This window comes from Cellulosimicrobium sp. E-16 (assembly GCF_049913115.1).
GTDB lineage: Bacteria > Actinomycetota > Actinomycetes > Actinomycetales > Cellulomonadaceae > Cellulosimicrobium.
In genome coordinates this window covers 3,260,921-3,280,790 of sequence record NZ_CP183974.1, presented here as the reverse complement: position 1 = coordinate 3,280,790, position 19,870 = coordinate 3,260,921, and the positions used below count along the sequence as shown (strand labels likewise).

11 protein-coding genes are annotated in these 19,870 nt (G+C 73.7%); 7 read left to right on the top strand and 4 right to left on the bottom strand.

The genetic code is table 11. The features are described from left to right. The first annotated feature begins 1 nt into the window (after position 1). Genes ACN9MS_RS14435 through ACN9MS_RS14425 form a run of 3 tightly spaced genes read left to right on the top strand, consistent with a single transcriptional unit; the run spans position 2 to position 3,239 of the window. Positions 2 to 1,234, top strand: coding sequence for a hypothetical protein (locus ACN9MS_RS14435; RefSeq protein WP_426309209.1), 1,233 nt, complete (start codon positions 2 to 4; stop codon positions 1,232 to 1,234). Then, on the top strand, positions 1,231 to 2,268 hold the full coding sequence (locus tag ACN9MS_RS14430; RefSeq protein WP_426309208.1) for a hypothetical protein: 1,038 nt from the start codon (positions 1,231 to 1,233) through the stop codon (positions 2,266 to 2,268). The genes ACN9MS_RS14435 and ACN9MS_RS14430 overlap by 4 nt, the downstream gene beginning before the upstream one ends. Positions 2,269 to 2,288: 20 nt before the next feature. Then, on the top strand, positions 2,289 to 3,239 hold the full coding sequence (locus tag ACN9MS_RS14425; RefSeq protein WP_426309207.1) for a tetratricopeptide repeat protein: 951 nt from the start codon (positions 2,289 to 2,291) through the stop codon (positions 3,237 to 3,239). 230 nt (positions 3,240 to 3,469) lie between these two features. Here ACN9MS_RS14425 and glgB read toward each other — a convergent pair whose 3' ends face one another. Then, on the bottom strand, positions 3,470 to 5,701 hold the full coding sequence (gene glgB / locus ACN9MS_RS14420) for a 1,4-alpha-glucan branching protein GlgB (protein ID WP_426309206.1): 2,232 nt from the start codon (positions 5,699 to 5,701) through the stop codon (positions 3,470 to 3,472). A 98-nt stretch (positions 5,702 to 5,799) separates the two neighbouring features. Then, positions 5,800 to 7,308: a glycosyl hydrolase gene (locus ACN9MS_RS14415; RefSeq protein WP_426309205.1), complete on the bottom strand. Its 1,509-nt coding sequence runs from the start codon at positions 7,306 to 7,308 to the stop codon at positions 5,800 to 5,802. Between the two features lie 439 nt (positions 7,309 to 7,747). Here ACN9MS_RS14415 and ACN9MS_RS14410 point away from each other — a divergent pair, with 439 nt between their 5' ends. After that, the gene (locus ACN9MS_RS14410) at positions 7,748 to 10,960 is read left to right on the top strand and encodes a cellulase family glycosylhydrolase (protein ID WP_426309204.1); all 3,213 of its coding nucleotides are present in this window, start codon (positions 7,748 to 7,750) and stop codon (positions 10,958 to 10,960) included. Positions 10,961 to 11,111: 151 nt separating this feature from the next. Then, positions 11,112 to 11,735: a LysE family transporter gene (locus ACN9MS_RS14405; protein WP_426309203.1), complete on the top strand. Its 624-nt coding sequence runs from the start codon at positions 11,112 to 11,114 to the stop codon at positions 11,733 to 11,735. A 197-nt stretch (positions 11,736 to 11,932) separates the two neighbouring features. Here ACN9MS_RS14405 and ACN9MS_RS14400 read toward each other — a convergent pair whose 3' ends face one another. After that, positions 11,933 to 15,493, bottom strand: a complete 3,561-nt coding sequence (locus tag ACN9MS_RS14400; protein ID WP_426309202.1) for a glycosyl hydrolase — start codon at positions 15,491 to 15,493, stop codon at positions 11,933 to 11,935. Positions 15,494 to 16,115: 622 nt separating this feature from the next. Then, positions 16,116 to 17,123 (bottom strand): LacI family DNA-binding transcriptional regulator, encoded by a 1,008-nt coding sequence (locus ACN9MS_RS14395; RefSeq protein ID WP_426309201.1) that lies wholly within the window; start codon positions 17,121 to 17,123, stop codon positions 16,116 to 16,118. Positions 17,124 to 17,288: 165 nt separating this feature from the next. Between ACN9MS_RS14395 and ACN9MS_RS14390 the strand changes: the two genes are divergently transcribed. Then, positions 17,289 to 18,308, top strand: a complete 1,020-nt coding sequence (locus tag ACN9MS_RS14390) for a LacI family DNA-binding transcriptional regulator (RefSeq protein WP_426309200.1) — start codon at positions 17,289 to 17,291, stop codon at positions 18,306 to 18,308. 249 nt (positions 18,309 to 18,557) lie between these two features. Further along, positions 18,558 to 19,868, top strand: coding sequence for an ABC transporter substrate-binding protein (locus ACN9MS_RS14385; RefSeq protein WP_426309199.1), 1,311 nt, complete (start codon positions 18,558 to 18,560; stop codon positions 19,866 to 19,868). Positions 19,869 to 19,870: the final 2 nt, after the last annotated feature.

Sequence of the window (19,870 nt, the reverse complement as noted above, 5' to 3'; positions counted from 1 at the left end):
GGTGCTGCAACGAATCATCGCCGCCCTCCTGCTCGTGGGAGGGCTGGTGGCCGTCGGCCTCGGCGTCGCGTCCGCCACGGTGTGGCGGGACAGCGACACGGTCGTGGCGACCACCGCCTACACGGGGGACGGCACCATGCTCGTCACCGAGCCCGGGGTCCTGGACCTCGTGGCCGAGGACGTGACGATCCGTGCCACGGCACCGGGCGAGCAGCAGGTCACCCTCGCGATCGGGCGCGAGGTCGACGTGACCGGCTGGGTCGGGGAGGACGCCCACGGCGTGGTCACCGGGCTCAGTGACTGGGACGCGCTCGCGACCCGTGCGGCCGAGCCGGCCGCCGCGGAGGAGCCTGCCGAGGGCGAGACACCCGCGGAGGGCGAGAGCCCCGCCGAGGGAGAGACCCCGGCCGAGGAGGCTCCCGCCGAGGGCGAGACGCCCGCCGACGGTGAGGCCGCCGAGGGGGAGACCCCCGCTGACGGTGAGGCCGCGGAGGGCGAGACGCCGGCTGAGGCGGCCGTCGTCGGCGTCGACCCCGCCGGGTCGGACATGTGGTTCGAGGAGTCGACGGGCGCGGGCTCGGCGAGCCTGCGCTGGTCCGACCAGCCCGGCCGCTGGCAGCTTCTCGTGGCCGGCGTCGGGGAGGGTGCCGTCGCCCCGACGCTCGAGCTCTCCTGGCCGCGCCAGGTCGAGACCCCGTTCCTGTGGCCCGGCGTGATCGGCGGTGCGGTCCTCATCCTCCTGGGCCTCGGCATCGGCGCCGCGAGCCTGCGGCCCAAGCGCCGCGGGCCGTCGGGACGCGGCACCGCCACGTCGGCCACCCCCGCGGTCGGACCGGCGGCCTCCCCCCAGACGCCGACGGGCGAGCGGGACCCCGGTGAGGACGGTGGTGAGGCGCCGACCGACACCGCGCAGGTGCGCATGCTCACGCGGCGCGAGCTGCGCGAGCGCGAGGAGGCGGACCGCCTCGCCCAGCAGCAGGCCCGCGCCCAGAAGCCGCGGCGCGCGTGGCTCACGGGCCAGATCCCGATCGTCGCGCGGGGCGAGCGCCGGCCCAAGACCGCGGCGCAGCCGGCCGTCGACGCGGCGGACGGGCACCCGACCACCCAGGACAGCGCCACGACCCGTGCCGACGCCTGGCGTCGGGCGTGGGGATTCACCCCGGGCAGCACGGGGACGGGCGAGGCGCCCGACCCGCAGCGCGACACGGACGAGACGAAGGACAGCACCCGATGATCAGCACCACCCGCGACACGGCACGCCTCCGCGGCGCGCGCCGTCACCTCGCCGGGGTGGCCGGCGGTCTGGTCGGCGCGCTCCTGCTCGCCGCCTGCTCCGCCCCGCTGCCGACGGCGCAGCCCGACCCGACCCAGGACCCGGCCCCTCCCGTCCTCTCCGAGGCGCAGGAGACCGTGGTGCTGGACGCGGTCGCGTCGGCTCTCGCCGCGGCGAGCGAGGCGAACGACCCCAAGCAGCTCGAGGGCCGCGTCACCGGCCCGGCCCTCGCCATCCGCACGAGCCAGCTCGCCGTCGCGGCCGCGCGCGGCAACGCGGACCTCGTGACCGAGCTGCCGACCGAGGCCCAGCAGGTCGTCATCCCGACGACGCAGACCTGGCCGCGCACCTCCTACGCCGTGAGCGTCCAGCCCGAGAGCCTCCAGACACCTCGCCTGTCCGTGCTCGAGCAGGCCGGCGCGCGGGATCCCTACCAGCTCTGGGCGTGGGTCCGGCTGCTCCCCGGCGTGACGATGCCGAGCTTCGCGGACCCGAGCATCGGGAGCGAGGCCGTCGCACCCGACGACTCGAGCCTCCTCGTCACGCCCACGGACGCCGTCGCGCAGTACGCCGACGTGCTCAACCTGGGGACGGGCTCCGGCTACGTCGAGGCGTTCGAGGACGACTCCTTCCGGACGCTGCTCGCCGAGCGCGCCCAGGCCTGGACCACGGCGCTCGAGCCCGCGGCCGGCAAGTACGCGCTGACGTTCACGCCCAACGCCGACGAGCCGGTCCGCTCGGTCCGCACCGCGGACGGCGGCGCGCTCGTGGTGGGAGCCATGACGTCGCAGGAGTCGATGACGGCGGAGGAGGGGGCTCAGGTCCCGCCCGACACCGAGACGATCAAGGCGCTCTATGGCGACAAGACCCCGACGAACGTGCTCAAGGTCGGGTACCAGGACGTCGTCGCGCTCTACGTCCCGCCCGCCGGGTCGGAGGAGAAGATCCGCGTCGTGGGCAACGAGCACGTCGCCACGTCCGTCGCCAACAGCTGACCCTCCCTAGGATTGCGTCCATGAGCGAACCTACCCAGCAGCCCGCGTTCGACGTGCGCGGAGCGGTCGACCTGTCCGCGCTGACCAGGCCGCAGTCCCCTCCGCCGGGCGAGGAGGGTGGCGCGCCGGCGGCCGGCGGCTACGTCGTCGACGTCACGGACGAGACGTTCGGCCAGCTCGTCCAGGACTCGACGCAGTACCCGGTCGTCGTCCTGCTCTGGATCCCGACCGACCAGGCGAACGCCCAGCTCGGCACGGACCTCGGCGCGCTCGCCGACGAGTACGCGGGCCGCTTCCTCCTGGCCCGCGTCGACGCCCAGGCGTACCCGCAGATCACCGCCGCGTTCCAGGTCCAGGGCGTCCCGACCGTCGTCGCCGTCCTCCAGGGCCAGCCGGTGCCGCTGTTCCAGGGCGCTGCGCCCGTGGAGCAGGTGCGGTCCGTGATCGACCAGGTGCTCGAGGCGGCCGAGGCGAACGGCGTCACCGGCCGCGCGCCGTCACAGGGTGGCGACGGCGAGCCGGTGCCCGCCGAGCCGGCCCCGGAGGCCGAGCCCGAGCTCCCGCCGCTGCACCAGGAGGCGTACGACGCGATCGAGCGCGACGACCTCGAGGCAGCCGTCGCGGCGTACGAGAAGGCGATCAAGCAGGACCCGCGCGACGCGCTCGCCGTCGCCGGGCTCGCGCAGGTCCGCCTCCTCCAGCGCACGCGCGACGCCGACCTCGCGACGGTCCGCGCCGCGGCCGCCGACGCACCGCAGGACGTCGAGGCCCAGCTCGCCATCGCCGACCTCGACATCCTCGGCGGCCACGTCGACGACGCGCTCGGCCGGCTGCTGGAGATGCTGCCCGGAGCCGACGCCGACGCCAAGGAAAAGCTCCGCGTGCGGCTCCTCGACTACTTCGAGGTCGTCGGCCCCACCGACCCCCGCGTCGGCAAGGCCCGCCAGCGCCTCGCGATCAGCCTGTACTGACGCACCCGCGCCACAGTCGACGGCGGCCGGTCACCGTGAGGTGACCGGCCGCCGTCGCGCTGGGGAGGCAACGGACGAGGTGAGACGAAGCCGGGTGGGTGGGGTGGTGGCGCCGGGTCGTGGCGGGCCTGGCGGGAGCCGCGAGGCACGAGCGGCGGCTGGTAGACCCGGCGCCACCACCCCACCCACCACCCAGGGTGACCAGACCTCTACGTCGGCAGACCAGACCTCTACCTCGGCGACGGGACGAGGTACAGCGCGCCGAGCGGGGGCAGCCGCAGGGTCGCGGAGTGCGCGCGCCCCTTCCACGGGACGGCCTCCGCCTCGACCTCGCCGAGGTTGCCGACGCCCGACCCGCCGTAGACCTCGGCGTCGGTGTTGAGCACCTCGCGCCACGCTCCGCCGGACGGCAGCGCGACGCGGTAGCCCTCGTGCGGCGTGCCGGCGAAGTTCACGACGACGGCGACCTCGCTGCCGTCGCGGCCGCGGCGCACGTAGGCGAGGACGTTGTGGTCGGCGTCGTCGGCGTCGAGCCACTCGAAGCCGGCGGGGTCGTGGTCCAGCTCCCAGAGCGCGGGGGTCGCGCGGTAGAGGGCGTTGAGGTCGCGCACCGCGCGCTGGACGCCCTGGCGCCCGGGGTCGGCGGCGAGGCCGTCCCAGTCGAGCGAGCGGCCCTCGTTCCACTCGGAGTGCTGGCCGATCTCGCTGCCCATGAAGAGGAGCTGCTTGCCGGGGTGGGACCACTGGTACGCGAGGAACGCGCGGACGCCGGCGCGCTTCTGCCAGTCGTCGCCGGGCATCTTGCCGTAGAGCGAGCCCTTGCCGTGCACGACCTCGTCGTGGCTGATGGGCAGCACGAACTGCTCGGAGTAGGCGTAGACCATCGAGAAGGTGATCTCGTGGTGGTGGTAGCGCCGGTTGATGGGCTCCTCGGCGACGTAGCGCAGGGAGTCGTTCATCCAGCCCATGTTCCACTTGAGCCCGAACCCGAGGCCCCCGGCCGACGTCGGACGGGTCACGCCCGGCCAGGCCGTCGACTCCTCGGCGATCATCATGACCCCGGGCGTGCGCCGGTACGCCGTGGCGTTGGCCTCCTGGAGGAACGCGATGGCCTCGAGGTTCTCGCGCCCGCCGTGCACGTTCGGGTGCCACTGGCCGGGGCCGCGCGAGTAGTCGAGGTAGAGCATGGAGGCGACGGCGTCGACGCGCAGCGCGTCGACGTGGAACTCCTCGAGCCAGTACGTCGCGTTGGCGACGAGGAAGTTGCGGACCTCGTTGCGTCCGAAGTCGAAGACGAACGTGCCCCAGTCGGGCTGCTCGCCGCGCAGCGGGTCGGCGTGCTCGTAGCAGGGCGTGCCGTCGAACCGGGCGAGGGCCCACTCGTCGCGCGGGAAGTGCGCGGGGACCCAGTCGACGACGACGCCGACGCCGGCCGCGTGCAGGCGGTCGACGAGGTAGCGGAAGTCGTCGGGGTGGCCGAACCGTGAGGTGGGCGCGTAGTAGCCGGTGACCTGGTAGCCCCACGACCCGCCGAACGGGTGCTCGGCGACGGGCAGGAGCTCGACGTGCGTGAAGCCTTGCTCGACGACGTACGCGGTGAGCTGCTCGGCGAGGTCGCGGTACGACAGCCCCTGGCGCCACGACGCGAGGTGCACCTCGTAGATGCTGAGCGGTTGCGTGTGGGGGTCGTGGGCGGCGCGCGCGGCGAGCCAGGCGTCGTCGGTCCACGCGAACTGCGACTCGACGACGATGCTCGCCGTCGCGGGCGGCACCTCCGCCGCCTTGGCGAGCGGGTCGGCCTTCTGTCGCCACGAGCCGTCGGGGCCGAGGATCTCGTACTTGTACCGCGCGCCCGCGCCGACGCCGGGGACGAAGAGCTCCCACACGCCGCTGTCGCCGAGCGAGCGCATCGGGTGCGTCGCTCCCCAGCCGTTGAAGTCGCCGATGACGCGGACCGCGCGCGCGTTGGGTGCCCAGACGGCGAACGCGGTGCCCGTGGTGTCGCCGAGCGCGCTGGGGTAGGTGCGCACGTTCGCGCCGAGGGCGCGCCACAGCTCCTCGTGCCGCCCCTCCCGGACGAGGTGCAGGTCCACCTCGCCGAGGGTGGGCAGGAAGCGGTAGGGGTCGTCGGCGGTCGTGGTCTCGTGGCCGTAGCGCGCCCGGACGCGGTAGTCGGGGGCGTGCCGGGTGCCGTCGGCGTCCTGGTGCACCGGGACGACGGCGGCCCACACCCCGTCCTGCTCGTGCGCGGCAGCGTGCTCGCCGTCGGTCGTGACGACGACGACCTCGTCGGCGAGCGGACGCAGGACCCGGACGACGGCGCGCGCGTCGGCGGCGTCGGGCGCCAGGTGCGGGCCGAGCACGGCGTGCGGGTCGAACGTGCGGCCCGCCGCCGCGGCGGCGAGCGCGTCCGGCGGCACGACGACGGGAGGCGGGGTGGTGGAGTCGGCTGGCCCGGTCATGGGGCAACCTTTCCACGTCGCCTCGCCGCGCACCTGACAGGCTCGCCCGGCGACCACGAGGGGGCGCTCACGACCGCCGGGCGAGCCGGACCGGGGAGTCAGGACGGCAGGGTCCACCGCTGGTTCGCGGTGCCCGTGCAGTCCCAGACCTGGAGCCGCGTCCCGTTCGCCGACGACTGGCCCGTGACGTCCAGGCACTTGTTCGCCTGCGGGTTGCGCAGGGACTGCGTCGCGGCCGAGTACACCCACTGCTGCGCGCCCGAGCCGTTGCAGTCCCAGATCTGGACCACCGTGCCGTTGGCCGTGCCCTGGCCCGCGACGTCCAGGCACCTGCCCGCGTTCGGGTTGCGGATCGTGCCGTCGGCGCGCACCTCCCACGTCTGCGCGACGCCCGGCGCGCACGTGTAGAGCTGGACGGCGGTCCCGTTCGCGGTTCCCGACGCGGCGACGTCGACGCACTTGCCGGCGAGCCCGACGATCGCGCCGGTCGCGGGAGTCGGGCCGGGGTTGGGCGTCCCGCCGCCGGAGCCGAGCTGCACCTCGCCCTGGTTGAGCACGCGCGGGTGGAAGTAGGCCGCCTGGATCTCCGCGTTCGTGTTGCTCCCGCGCAGCTGCTCGGACCAGACCATGAAGTAGCTCCAGCGCGGCTGGGCCGTGAGGAGCGCGTCGTCCGGGACCTTCCCCATCTCGGCGATCGCGATGGGCTTGCTCCCGGCGATGGACTGGACCTGCTGGTAGTCCGAGGTGCTGGGGTGGTTCTTGTACCAGACGTCGAGGCTCACGACGTCGACGTACGAGCTACCGGGGTAGTAGCTCGACCAGTTCGCGTTCGGGTTGTCCTGGACGTTCCAGACCCAGATGAGGTTGTCGAGGCCCTGGGAGTCGAAGTAGTCCTTCATCTGCTGGTAGATCTTGGCGCCGCCGTTGACCCCGGCGCGGCCGCCCCACCAGTTCCACGTCTCGTTCATCTCGTGGAACGGCCGCCACAGCACGGGCACGCCGGCGTCCTTGAGCTGGCGCAGGTACGGCACGACCTCGGCCATGCGCGCGCGCCAGGTCTGGTTGAGCGAGGTGCCGCCGGTGACGATCTGCTCGAACTGGCTCTGGCTGATCTGCGTCTTGACACCGCCCTCGAACTCGCACGTCGACGGTCCGGTCGGGGAGCAGGCGTGCCACGTGAGGGCGACGAGCGATCCGTTGGCCCACTCCGTCTTCGCCTGGTCGACGACGCGCTGCCGGTTCGCCTGGTCCTGACCGCGGAACATCATGTCGCCGCCCCACAGGCCCGGGTACTGGCCGGTGATGTCGCGGACCTGCTGCGTGTACTGACCGGGTGCCGAGGCCGGTTCCTTGTTGTGCTGGCCCGAGACGATCGACGTCCCGGTGATCGACCGCAGGTAGTCGATGACCGCCTGCTTGTCGCGCGCCGGGAAGGCGTGCGCGGCGGGGGCGGTCGGGACGAGGGTCGCCACGAGCAGGGCCGCGAGACCCGCCGCGAGCGCCGCGAGGGCGCGTCGCGCGGTGCTCCGGCGGGCGACCGTCGTCGCGCCGGGTGCCGGTTCGGGAGCGTGCCCGGGTCTGAGCTGGGTGGGGATGAGGTGTCGCATGCGTCCTCCGCGTCGTTGCGTGAGTGGTGCCTGACGAGCGGCCACGGTAATACCGAGCCGATGTGATTGTCCAGCGTTGTCATGAACCGCTTAATGCGTTGATACCACTCGGATTGTCCATGGAAGTGGTGTCACGGTGACAGCGTTGACACAAGGGTTCGCCACGTTCTACGGTCGCCCTGCGTCGGGCGGCCGGCGCGCCACCGACGCGAAGGAGCGGACGATGACCCCACGACGACTGCGTGCGGCGAGGCCCCGCGCAGGCAACGCCGATACCCACCGAGGCCGACCGCACGCCGGACGCCGACCGCTCGGCCTGGCGACCGCCGTCGTGCTGGCGCTCGCGGGTACGGTCGTCCCGGCCGGTGCCGCCGCAGGCAGTGCGGGCGGGAGCCCGACCAGCGCCGTCGCTGCCGCCCCGACGAAGGAGATCCCCGCCGTGAGCGCACCCCTCGGCGAGAGCCGCAACACCTCGTTCGTCGAGCGCGACGGCACGCGCCTCGTCCTCGACGGAGAGACGTTCCGCTTCAGCGGCACGAACATCTACTGGCTCGGCCTCGACGAGAACGTCCCGCCCGGCGTGGTCGACTACCCGACGGCGTTCCGCATCCGCGACGCGATCGACACGGCCTCGAACCTCGGGGTGACGGTCGTGCGCTCGCACATGCTCGCCTCGACGGGTACGCCGCTCGCGATCCTCCCGTCGAAGGAGGCGGGGTACAACGCCGACGCGTTCGCGAGCATCGACTACGCGGTCGCCTACGCCGCCTCGAAGGGCATCCGCCTGATCCTGCCGCTGACCGACGAGTGGGCGTACTACCACGGCGGGCACCGCGACTTCGGCGCCCCGTACGGGCTGTGCGCACCGACCACGCCGCTCACGCCGTGCGCGGAGTTCTACTCCGACCCGCGCGTCGTCGCGGACTTCACGGACTACGTGCACCACGTCATGGACCACGTGAACCCGTATACCGGGCTCGCGCTCAAGGACGACCCGACGATCCTCGCGTGGGAGCTCGGCAACGAGCTCGAGGGCATGACGCCGCAGTGGCTCGAGCACGTCGCCACCGAGATCTCCGAGCGCGCGCCACGCCAGCTCGTCGCGGCGGGCAAGCGGTTCGGCATCGACGACGACACGCTCGCGTCCCCGCTCGTCGACATCGTCGACGTGCACTACTACCCGCCGACGGCGAGCGGAGTCCGCGCGGACGCGGCCCGCGTCACCGACGCCGGGAAGGTGTACGTCGCCGGCGAGTACGCCTCGCCCGCCGCGACGCCCGAGCTGCTCGAGTCGCTCGCGGCCGAGCCCGACGTCACCGGCCTGATGTTCTGGTCCCTCTTCGGGCACGACGACGCGTCCGGCCTCGTCCCGCACGACGACGGCTTCACGCTCCACGACCCGGGCACCGACGACCGCATGCGCGGCAACGTCGCGGCGATCCGTGACTTCTCGGCGGCGCTCGCGGGTGCCCCGGTCCCCGTCGAGGTGGGGCGGCCGCTCGTGACGTCGGTCGGCAGCACCTACGGCTTCCACGAGGTGTCGTGGCGCGGGGCCGCGGGCGCGGCGACGTACCGCGTCGAGCGCGCGGCGGTGTCCGACGGCGTCCCGACCGGGCCGTTCGAGGTCGTCGCCGAGGGCCTCACGGACACGGGCGAGCCGTACCTCGACACGTCCGCGGGCGGTGACGCGGCCTACCGGGTCGTCCCGGTCTGCGCGGACGGCGCGGACGGGCCGACCTCCGAGGCGGTCGTCGTGGCGGCGGGCGAGCAGGTCCTCGTCGACCCGCTCGAGACGCAGCGCCCGCTCGTCGACCACGCCGGGCTGCGCGTCACGCCCGACGGCGACGCCGCCCTGCTCGGCCCGGCCGGCGACGCTCCCGCCCACGCGACGTGGGCCCACGACGGGCTCACGGGCGCGGAGCTGCGCGTGCGGGCGACGACCGCCGACGACGTCGCGGCGCTCGTCGTGGAGACCAGCGCCGACGGCGAGACGTGGGCCGCGGCGAGCACCGCCGTCGGGCCGGACGGGGACGGGCGCTTCCGCGTCGCCGTCTCCGCGGCGCAGGGCGAGCGGCTGCGCGTCGCGTGGCCGGCGGGCGCGTCGCCGCGGCTCGAGCGCGTCACGCTGCGCGGCGCAGCCGACCTGCCCGTGGTCGACGACGCGCTCGACGACCTGACGGGTGCGAGCGTCGGAGGATCGGTCGGCACCGACACCGGGAACCCGGACCTGTTCGGCGGCGACGCCGGGCGGGCCAAGCGCGACGCGCCCGGCGCAGCGTCGCTCGCGTGGGAGGCGGACGGCCTCACGCGCCTCGAGGCGACGGGGTGGTATTGGCCCGACGCCGAGCCCGCACATCTCGCGTTCGACGCGCGGGTCGACGGCGCGTGGCAGGGCCTCGACGTCGCGGTCGCCGGCGCTCCGGGGACCGTGGGCGGCGCATGGGGTCGCTTCGCGTACACCGCGCCGCTGCCCGCGGGTACCGACGCGGTGCGCGCCGTCTGGCCCGCCGACGCGACGCCCGAGTGGGCGCAGCAGCTCGGCGACGTGCGGCTGTTCGGCACGGGCGGGGAGCTCGCCGCTCCCGGCGCGTTCGCGGCCCTCGCGCCCGACGACGGCGCGTCCGCCCTGCGCGGCACGCCGACCCTGCGGTGGGATCCGGCCGCCCAGTCCGCGACCTACCGCGTGACGCTCGCGCGGAGCGACGCGCCCGGCACGCCGCTCGTCTCCGCCGAGGTGCGCGGCACGAGCCTCGCGCCGGCTGTCGAGCTCGACCCCGCGACGTCGTACACGTGGCACGTCGAGGCCGTGAACGGGGCCGGGAGCACGGGAATGACTGGCGGGCCGCGGACCTTCGCGACCGAGGCGCTGCCGACCGAGCCGCTCGTCGTCGAGGACTACGAGGGCTTCGCCGACGACGCCGCGCTCACCGCCGCGCACCGCGCGAACAGCGGGGGAGACCCGATCACCTCGACGCTCGTCCTCGGCGCCGACGGCGGTCAGGCCATGCGCCTCGCGACGACGCTCGCGTCGTCGGGGTACGCGGGGGTGACCCGCACGTTCGACGCGCCGCAGTCGTGGTGGGGCTACACGGGCCTCGACCTGTGGCTCGACCGCTCCGGCCTCGGCGCGGGGCAGAACGTCACCGTGCAGGTCGTCGCGGGCGGCCAGTTCTGGGAGACCGTGCTGCCCGACGTCGGCCCGCAGCCCGCGGGGGTCGTGCACGTGCCGTTCGCCGACCTCGCGCTCCCGCCGTGGGCGGGCGGCGGCGGTCGCCCGGACCTGCAGTCGGTCACCGAGATCTCGTTCTACCTCGGGGGCGGCGGTCCCGCGGTGCTCGTCGTCGACGACGTGCGGACCGCCGTCGTGGGACCGGGCGTGCCCGTGACCGTCGAGGCGACCTCGCGGTGCCTCGCCGGCAAGGCGTACGTCGCCGTCCGGGCGACGAACGACGGCGACGCGCCCGTCGCCGTGACGCTCGGCACGCCGTACGGGAGCAAGGCCTTCGCGGCCGTCGCGCCGGGGGCCAACGCGTACCAGTCGTTCGCGGTGCGCGCGACGTCCGTGGCCGCCGGGTCGGCGGTCGTCACCGTCGGCTCGGGTGACGACGCGGTCGAGCTCGACGTCCCGTACGCGGCGGTCGCCTGCGGCTGAGCGGTCGGACCGGACACCGGCCCGCGCGACCCGGATGGGCCGCGCGGGCCGTCGTCGTGCTCGGGGCACGCCGCTCGGGGTGCACGTCGCTGTGGGTGCGCGGCGCGCTCGCGTGCTCGGCGCCGACCGGCGGGCACCTATCCTTTCCGCCATGGCGTGGTCGGTCTGGACGACCCTGGCGGCCGCCGGGGTGCTCATCTCGCTCACGCCCGGCGCGGGAGCGGTCAACACGATGGCCAACTCGATCGGCGTCGGGTGGGCGCGTTCCATCTGGGGGATCCTCGGCCAGCAGCTCGCCCTCGTCGCGCACGTGGCGATCGTGGCGGCCGGCGTCGGCGTGCTCGTCGCGGGCTCGCCCGTCCTGTTCGACGTCGTCAGGTACGGTGGCGCCGCCTACCTCGTCTACCTCGGGATCCGGCAGTGGCGGTCGCGCCCGAGCGGCGACGACGGCGACGCCGTCGCGCGCGGGCCGGAGTCGCGGTGGTCCATGGTCCGGCGCGGGCTCTTCGTCAACCTCACGAACCCGAAGGCGATCGTCTTCTTCCTCGCGTTCATCCCGCAGTTCGTCCGGCCGGACCGCCCGCTGCTGCCGCAGTACGTCGTGCTCGGGGTGACGGTCGTCGTGATCGACGTCCTCGTCATGTGGTTCTTCTTCGCGACCGCGGCCACGGGGCTGCGGCGACTGACCCGCAGCCCGCGCGGGCAGCGCACCGTCAACCGGCTCTTCGGCGGACTCTTCGTCGGGGTCGGCGTCCTGCTCGCCGCCATCCACTGAGCTGCCGTCCCGTCAGGCGCGGGGCGTCTCCGGCGCGAGAACCGGCACGACGGAGCCGGCGAGACGTCACCCGGGCGCGGTTTCGGACGGCACCGGGTCGCACCCGCGGGGCCAGACGGCGCGAAGTCGCCCCCGACGCCCGCTGCGGGCGTCGGGGGCGTCGTTCGTCGGCGGACGACGTGCGGGAAGGTCGGACGCTACCCGCAGGTCGTGGCGTCGTACGGGGCGTCGAGCGTCGTCTCGGCGCCGTCGCCCGCGGTGACGGTGACGGTCGCGGTGTCCGCCGGGACCGACGTCGCCCGCGAGGCGAACGACTGGTACGCGTTCGAGCCGGGCACCACGGTCGAGTACGTCCTGCTGCCGTACGGCGTGGTGAGGGTGATGCCGACCGGTGCGCCGCCGTCGTTCGTCGCGCGGACCGCGACGTACGCCTTCCCGGCGAGGCAACGTCCCGACGCCTCGACCGAGACCGCCGGGCCGCCGTCGCGCGACTGCGCGAAGAGCCAGTCGAGGACGACCGGGTTCGCGTACGTCGGGATCCACGACGAGTGCGGGTATGCCAGCCGGTCCGGCGTGCCCGTCGTGCCGGGCGAGTACGCGGTGTGGAGCACCTCGCTGCCGGTCGCGCGGGCCTCGTCCCACAGCGCCTGTGCCCGCGCTGCGGCCGCGTCGCGCGGGAGGTTGCCCGCCCACTCGCCGCGCGTCACGACGGCGCCCCCGCGCTCGAGGCCCTCGAGGGCGGTGAGGGTGAGGCCGTACGGCGCCGTCGGGTCGTCGATCGCGTGGTGCACCCAGACCGGCAGGTCGGTGACCTGCGCCGTGAGGTCGGCCGACTCGCCGCCCGCGACGAGCAGCGCTCCCGCGAAGAGGTCGCCGTCCTCGGCGAGCAGCGGCCAGCTCGCGCGCGACCCGCGCGAGAGCCCCGTCAGATACACGCGGTCGGGGTCGACCGGGTAGCGGTCGACCAGGTCCTCGACCATCCCGACGAGTGCCTCGCGCCCGCTCGGCGTGAGCCAGTCCTGGTCGGGTGCGCGCTGTGGGGACAGGACGAACGCCGGGTCGCTCGCCTGGCGCTCGGGCGCGGCGAACGCGACCGAGAGCTGGTTGCCGAGGAGCTGGACGGCGTTGTCGGTGCCGGTCTCGCCCGTGCCGTGGAGCGTGAGCACGAGCGGGTAGAGCGTGTCGTCATCCGGCGCCTCGCGGTACGCGTGCGGCGTGAAGAGCCGGTACCGGAACGCGTCGCCCGGCCCGTCCCACGTCCCGGCCTCGTACTCGTCGACGACGGGCGTGTCGACCCCCGACGCTGCGACCGGCCCGTCGGACGCGGGCAGGGTCGTCCCGCCGACGTGCACGTCGGCGACCTGGGTCACCGAGTACGCGGCGGCCAGGTCGTAGGTCTGCGTCGTCCCGGAGTAGAACGTCCCGGCCGCGTTGGCGTCGGACGTGTCGAGCTCGAGGACAACCCACTCGCCGGGCGCGGGCTCCTGCCCGGGCGAGCCGGCGTCGTCGGGCACCAGTGCGCCGCCGGGACCCGCTGCGGTGTAAGCCCGGACCACGGTGCGCGGACCGTCCGACGACGTGTCCGGCGTCGGGCCGTCGAGGTCCCCCCGGACGGCGAACGCCGCGGGGTCGAGCTCGCCCGCGGGCAGGGGCGCGGAGTAGCGCACCGCGACCGCGGCCACCTCGTACCCGTGCGGGTTCACGACGCCGACGACGCGCGCGTCCGTGGCCGTGGGCGGCGTCGCCGTGTTGTCGCGTGTCGTGAACCGCGGCAGCCCGGCCGCGCCGATGCTGTGCTCGTAGAACGTCGCCATGGCCTGCGGCGTGTTGTAGTTCCACGTCCGCACGCCCCACGGCATGGTGAGCGACCAGTCCGGCTGCGCCGCGACCTCGTCCTGCGTCGGGAAGACGAACGTCTCGCCGACGATCATCGGCTTGCCGTCGCGCTGCGCGATGCGCTGCGCCTGCTCGTAGTGCCGCGGCGCGTAGCCCTCGACGTCGTAGAAGTCGACGGACAGCACGTCGTAGTAGTCGGCGCCGGGGCTGAAGCTCGACCAGTCGTTGGCGTCGTACTCGGGCAGCCCGCCGTCGAGGCCCTCGTAGCGGTCGAACTTGGGGTCGCCGTCGGCGAAGCCGTAGTCGTCGGGCAGGTCCTGGACGTTCCAGACCCACACGATGTTCGACAGGCCCTTCTCCTGCTCCAGGTAGTCGTGGACCATCCGGTACAGGCCGGCGCTGCCGTCGAGCCCGGGCCGCCCGCCCCACCAGAACACGTGCTGGTTCATCTCGTGGAACGGACGCAGCATGACCGTCACGCCCGCGTCCTCGAGCGGCTGGAGCAGACGCGCGTACTCGTCCAGGCGCAGCTTCCAGTTCTCGTTGAGCGGCGTGCCGTCCGTGAGCAGCTCGTCCCACTGGTCCTCGTAGAGGAACGAGTAGATCCGGTTGGGGCTCGGGAGCGTCTCGTGCGCCTGGTCGCCGCCCCAGCTGCCCTGCACCTCCTGCGCGACGGTGTACTGCGGGGGCGAGACGTGGAACATGATCTGCACGAGGTTGCCGGCGTCCCACTGGCGGCGGACCTCGTCGACCATGTTCTCGCGGTAGGGGACCGTCTGGCCGGTGAGGAAGTCCGCGCTGTACAGCGCCGGGTAGACGCCGAACTCGTTCGCGACGCGCTGGTGCAGCACGTCGTTCGCGGCGGGGTTCGCGTAGGACTGGTCGTGGTGCATCGCGGAGAGCATCCCGGTGCCGGTGATCGCGTCGAGGTAGTCCACGACGTCGACCGGCGCGGGCAGGTCGGTCACCTCGATCTCGAGGTGCGTGTCGACGTCCACGGCGAACGTCGTGCCAGCGCCGCCGTCCTCGGCCGGGACGAAGAGCCGCACCTGGTGGAGGTCGACGCCGACCGTGCCCTCGGCGCGGAAGTCACCCTTGGGCTCGGGGCGGGTCGCGTCGCGCAGGACCGCCTGGTCGTCGGAGGTCCACGTCGCCTGGACGACGCGCGCGCCGTCGGGCACGACGGCGTGCTCGGCGAGCAGCGTGAGGAGGTTCCCGGCGCCGTCGGTGCGCAGCTCCGTCGCGGGGAACGTCACCTCCGGGACCGGCGGTGCGACGTCGAACAGCAGATCGATCTCGTCGACCACGATGGTGCCTCCCGTCCCCGCCCCGACCTGGTTGACGTAGAGCGCGAGCGACGCGACGCCGCTCGGCCGGAGGGTTCCGGTACCGGACTTGGGGCGGAAGTCCTCGACCGGGACGGTGACGCGCTGCGGCGCCGTGGAGGTGGCGTCGAACCCGGCCACGTCGTTCAGGTGCGCCTCGAACGGCGCGCCGTCGCTGAGCTGCAGCAGCACGTCCTGTCCGGGCGTGCCGTTCGCGATCCACAACTCGACCGCCTGCAGCCCTGGCCAGTAGCCGTCGACCGCACGCGACCGCCCGGAGTACCCGTTCGCGAACGAGTAGTCGAACCGCATCGCCGAGCCGAGGTCCTCGCCCTCGGCGGCGAAGGGCGAGTCGACGAGCGTCGCCGTGTTCGCACCGCCGTTGGTGTTCCGGGAGTAGAGCGACGAGAGCGCCGCGTCGTCGGGGTAGCCGTCGAAGTCGTCGAGGCTCACGACGACGGGCCCGTCGTGAGGGGGGTCGGCGGCGGGCGGATCCGTGGCCGCGCCGGGCGAGGCCCACGCGGGCGTCGCCGCGAGCGCGACGCTCGCCAGGAGCGACAAGGCCGCGGCAGCGGCCGCGGATCGTCGTCGGGACATGGAGGACTCCTTCGTCCGAGGGTGCTGACCCAGCGGACGCTAGGCCGTGCGAGCCGTCTATGTCAACGCTGACATGCATTCGCCATCCGAGTCCCGATAGTGCTCGATCGCGAAGAGCATGCACACCTACCCGCGCCCTCTCGCCCATCATGACAACGTCGACATTGCCCGGCGCAGAAGCCGTTGTCGGCGGAGCGGGGGTGATCGGGTCTCAGGCCCGCGTGGTCGGGCCCGCGGCCCGGGTGGGCTCGGTGCTCGGGGCTGCGGCGCCGCCACCCTGGTCTTGCGGTCGAGGGTTCGAGGGGCGCCGCTGACGCCCTGTCGCATCCGAGCCCACCCCCACCGCTCGGCGATCGTCCCGCCCGGGGACGTCGGTCGCCCGCCCGGGACCGGCGGGTGGCCGACGGTGCCAGGTGGGCCGATGTCTGGCCCGGCACGAGGCCGACCAGGCCCTCCCGGCGGTACGAGCAGGCGACGTGGGTTCGTCCCGCGCGCAGGACGCGCCCAGACCACGCCGTCGGGCACGAGACCCACGGTTCTCCTTCGCGCAACCGGGGTTCTACCTCGCGCGACCACGGTCCTACCTCGCGCGACCAGGGTTCTCCGTCGGCGGACCGGGGTGCTACCTCGGGGGGCGCTCGCCGGAGCCGCGGGGGACGAGGTGGGTGGGGATGCGGACGTGGACCGGTGCGCCCTGCGGGTCGTCGAGCCGCTCGAGGACGCGGCGGGCGGCGGCGCGGCCGATCTCGCGGGTGTCGTAGGCGACCACGCTGAAGCCGAGCGCGTCGGCGAGGTCGAAGTCGTCGAACCCGACGTACGCCAGGTCGTCCCGGGCGGGGCCGAGCGCGCGGACGAGCGCTGCGCTCGCGCGGTTGTTGCCGGTGACGACGGCGGTCGGAGGGTCGGGCTGGGCGAGGACGTCCAGCACCGCGGCCTCGGTGGTCCGGCCGCCGACGTCGTCGAGGCGCTCCCACGGGGACGGGTCCGTGACGCCGACCTCGCGCAGGGCGTCCCGATAACCCGCGAGCCGTTCCGCGTGGGTGTACAGGTCTCCGGGGCTGCACACGAACGCGACGCGGCGGTGGCCGAGCCGCGTGAGCGCCCGGACCGCCTCCGCGGTCCCCTCCCGGTTGTCGAGGACGACCGAGTCGGCGAGGAGGTTGTGCGCGGGGCGGTCGATCGTCACGACGGGCGTACCGAGCCGGCGTTCGCCCTCGAGGTAGGACTGGTCCCGGGCGATCGGGACGAGGACGAGCGCGCGGACGCGCTGGGCCAGCAGCGTCCCGGCGACGCGCTCCTCCTCGGCGGGGTCGTCCTCGGTCGCCGTGAGGACCATCGTCAGACCGTGCTGCGCGAGCTCGCGCTCCATACCGGCGGCGACCTGGAAGTAGAACGGGTTGGTGAGGTCGCCGAGCACGAACCCGACGGCGGACGAGACCCCTCCGTGGCGGAGGTCGCGCGCGAGGAGGTTGGGCCGGAAGCTGAGACGTGCAGCGGCCTCCTCGATGCGCTGCCGGGTGTCGGGGGAGACGTTCGCGCTGCCGTCGTAGACCCGGGAGACGGTCTTGGCGCTCACTCCGGCGAGCCGCGCGACGTCGGCCAGAGTGGCTCGTTGCTGCGGCTTCTGCACGGGCCGACCCTAGCAGCGGGGACGGGGGCGGGCGGCCGAGCGCTGCGGCGTCCGGCCGGTCGCCGCAGCCGCGCGCCGAAGGCTCGGCAGTTGACAGGTGAAGCGCTTCAGTGCAGCGTGTGGGCGACGGCACGGGGGTCGTCCCGACGACGAGGAGAGCGCACCATGGCCCGGATCACGATCGCGGACATCGCCCGGCGGGCAGGCGTGTCCACGGGTGCGGTGTCGTACGCGCTGAACAACCGGCCGGGGGTGTCGGCCGAGACGCGGTCGCGCATCCTCGCTGTCGCCGCGGAGCTGGGCTGGGAGCCGAGCTCGGCCGCGCGCTCGCTCTCGGGGGCGCGCACGGAGACCGTGGGCCTGGTGCTCGCGCGCGACCCCAGCACCCTCGGCTTCGAGTCGTTCTACATGCAGTTCATCGCGGGCATCGAGTCCGAGCTCGCGGCGCGGTCGTACGGCCTGCTCCTCCAGGTGGTCCCCGACCTCGACGCCGAGCTGCGCGCCTACCGCAAGTGGCGGGCCGCGCGCCGGGTCGACGGCGTCGTGACGGTCGACCTCCGCCTCGACGACCCGCGCGTGGCCTGGCTGTCCGAGCCGGACGCGATCCCGGCCGTCGTCGTGGGTGACCCGGCGCTCGCCGGCGACCTGACGAACGTGTGGACCGACGACGCCTCGGCCATGCGCGAGTCGGTCCGCTACCTGCACGCCGTGGGTCACCGGCGCATCGCGCGCGTCGCAGGGGTCACGAGCTTCGGGCACACGCACATCCGTGACGAGGCGTTCCGCGAGGAGACGGCGCGGCTCGGCGTGCGCGGGGAGATCGGCCGGACCGACTACACGGCCGACCAGGGGGCCAGCGCCACCCGCACGCTCCTCACGGGGCCGGAACGGCCGACGGCGATCATCTACGACAACGACGTCATGGCCCTCGCGGGTCTCGGCGTGGCGAGCGAGCTGGGCGTCCGCGTGCCGTCGGACCTGTCGATCATCGCCTGGGACGATTCTCCGCTGTGCCAGGCGACGTACCCCCGGCTGTCGGCCCTGAGCCACGACGTGACGAGCTTCGGCGCCCACGTCGCGAGGCGGTTGTTCGACCGCATCGACGGCCGGACGGGCGGGAGCTTCCTGGACTCCACGCCGACGCTGCGCCCTCGGGGCACGACCGCGCGCCGCGTCGAGAACTGACACCGGCCCGGGCGCCAGGCCCGCGCGGACGGGTCCGTCCGAGGGTCCGGCGCGCCCGGGGCGCACGCTCTCGTCGTCGTGACCGAACCGTGACCGCGCGTCGTTGACTTACGACAACTTAACCGCTTCACTCGTCCTCATCGACATCGGACCTGATCATCCGGTGCACCAGACGGCCGAACGGCTTAAGCGCTGTATCCGCATCGGGGCGGCGCGCACTGTCAACGACGACGAGAATGAGGGATCGAGATGGCGAAGAGGCGCATCCTTGCCGCGAGCACGGCCGCGGCCATGGTGCTCGTGCTGGGGGCCTGCTCCGGCGGCTCCACCAGCGGGGGCGACGGGGACGGCGACGGCCCGTCGGGGACGATCACCGTCCTGACGAACCGCACGGACATCGTCGACACCGTGCTCCAGGACTACGTGACCGAGTTCCAGAAGACCTACCCGGACGTCGACGTCGAGTTCGAGGCGGTGACGGACTACGAGGGCGACGTCTCGATCCGCCTCAACTCGGGCGACTACGGCGACGTCCTGCTCATCCCGAACACGGTCGACGCGGACCAGCTCTCGACGTTCTTCGAGCCGCTCGGATCGGTCGACGAGCTCGGCGAGGAGTACCGCTTCATCCACGACAAGGCGTACGAGGGCCAGGTCTACGGCCTCGCGACGTTCGGGACCGCGATGGGCTACGTGCTCAACAAGCCGGTCTGGGAGAAGGCGGGGATCACCGAGCCGCCGGCGACGCCCGAGGAGTTCCTCGACGCGCTGGAGGCGATCAAGGAGACCTCGCCCGACACCGTCCCGTACTACACGAACTACGCGGACGGCTGGCCGCTCACGCAGTGGCAGTCCAACCAGGGCTCGATCGACGGCCCGGAGGCGGTGAACCTGCGCACCGAGCAGGACGCGCCGTGGACCGAGGGCGAGGAGCAGTACGCGATCGACTCGCTCCTGTACGACGTCGTGGAGGCCGGCCTCTCCGAGCCCGACCCGACCACGACGAACTGGGAGGAGTCCAAGAACCTCGTCGGCACCGGCCAGGTCGGGAGCATGGTTCTCGGCTCGTGGGCCGTGACGCAGATGCAGGACGCCGCGGAGGCCGCGGGCAACCCCCGTGAGGACATCGGGTTCTGGCCGATGCCGTGGCAGACGGACGGTGCGTTCCACTCGACGGTCGGCGCCGACTACAAGCTCGCGATCTCCAAGCACTCGGAGAACAAGGAGGCCGCCGAGGCGTGGCTGTACTGGTTCCTCGACGAGTCGGGCTTCGCCGCGAGCCAGGGCGGGCTCGCGCCGCAGGTGGGCGGCGAGTCGCCGGAGATCCTCGCCGACTTCGAGACGTTCGGGGTCGAGGAGGTCGAGGTCGCCCCGGCGCCGGAGGGCGAGGAGAACCTCCTGGCCGACATCTACAACACCGCGGAGATCGACCTCAACGGCGACCAGTTCCGGCGCCAGTACATCGACGTCGCGCGCGGCGCGGCGGACGGAGACAAGGCGTCGTTCTTCGCCGACCTCAACGACCGCTGGGCGTCGGCCCGGGCCGAGGTCGTCGGCTGACG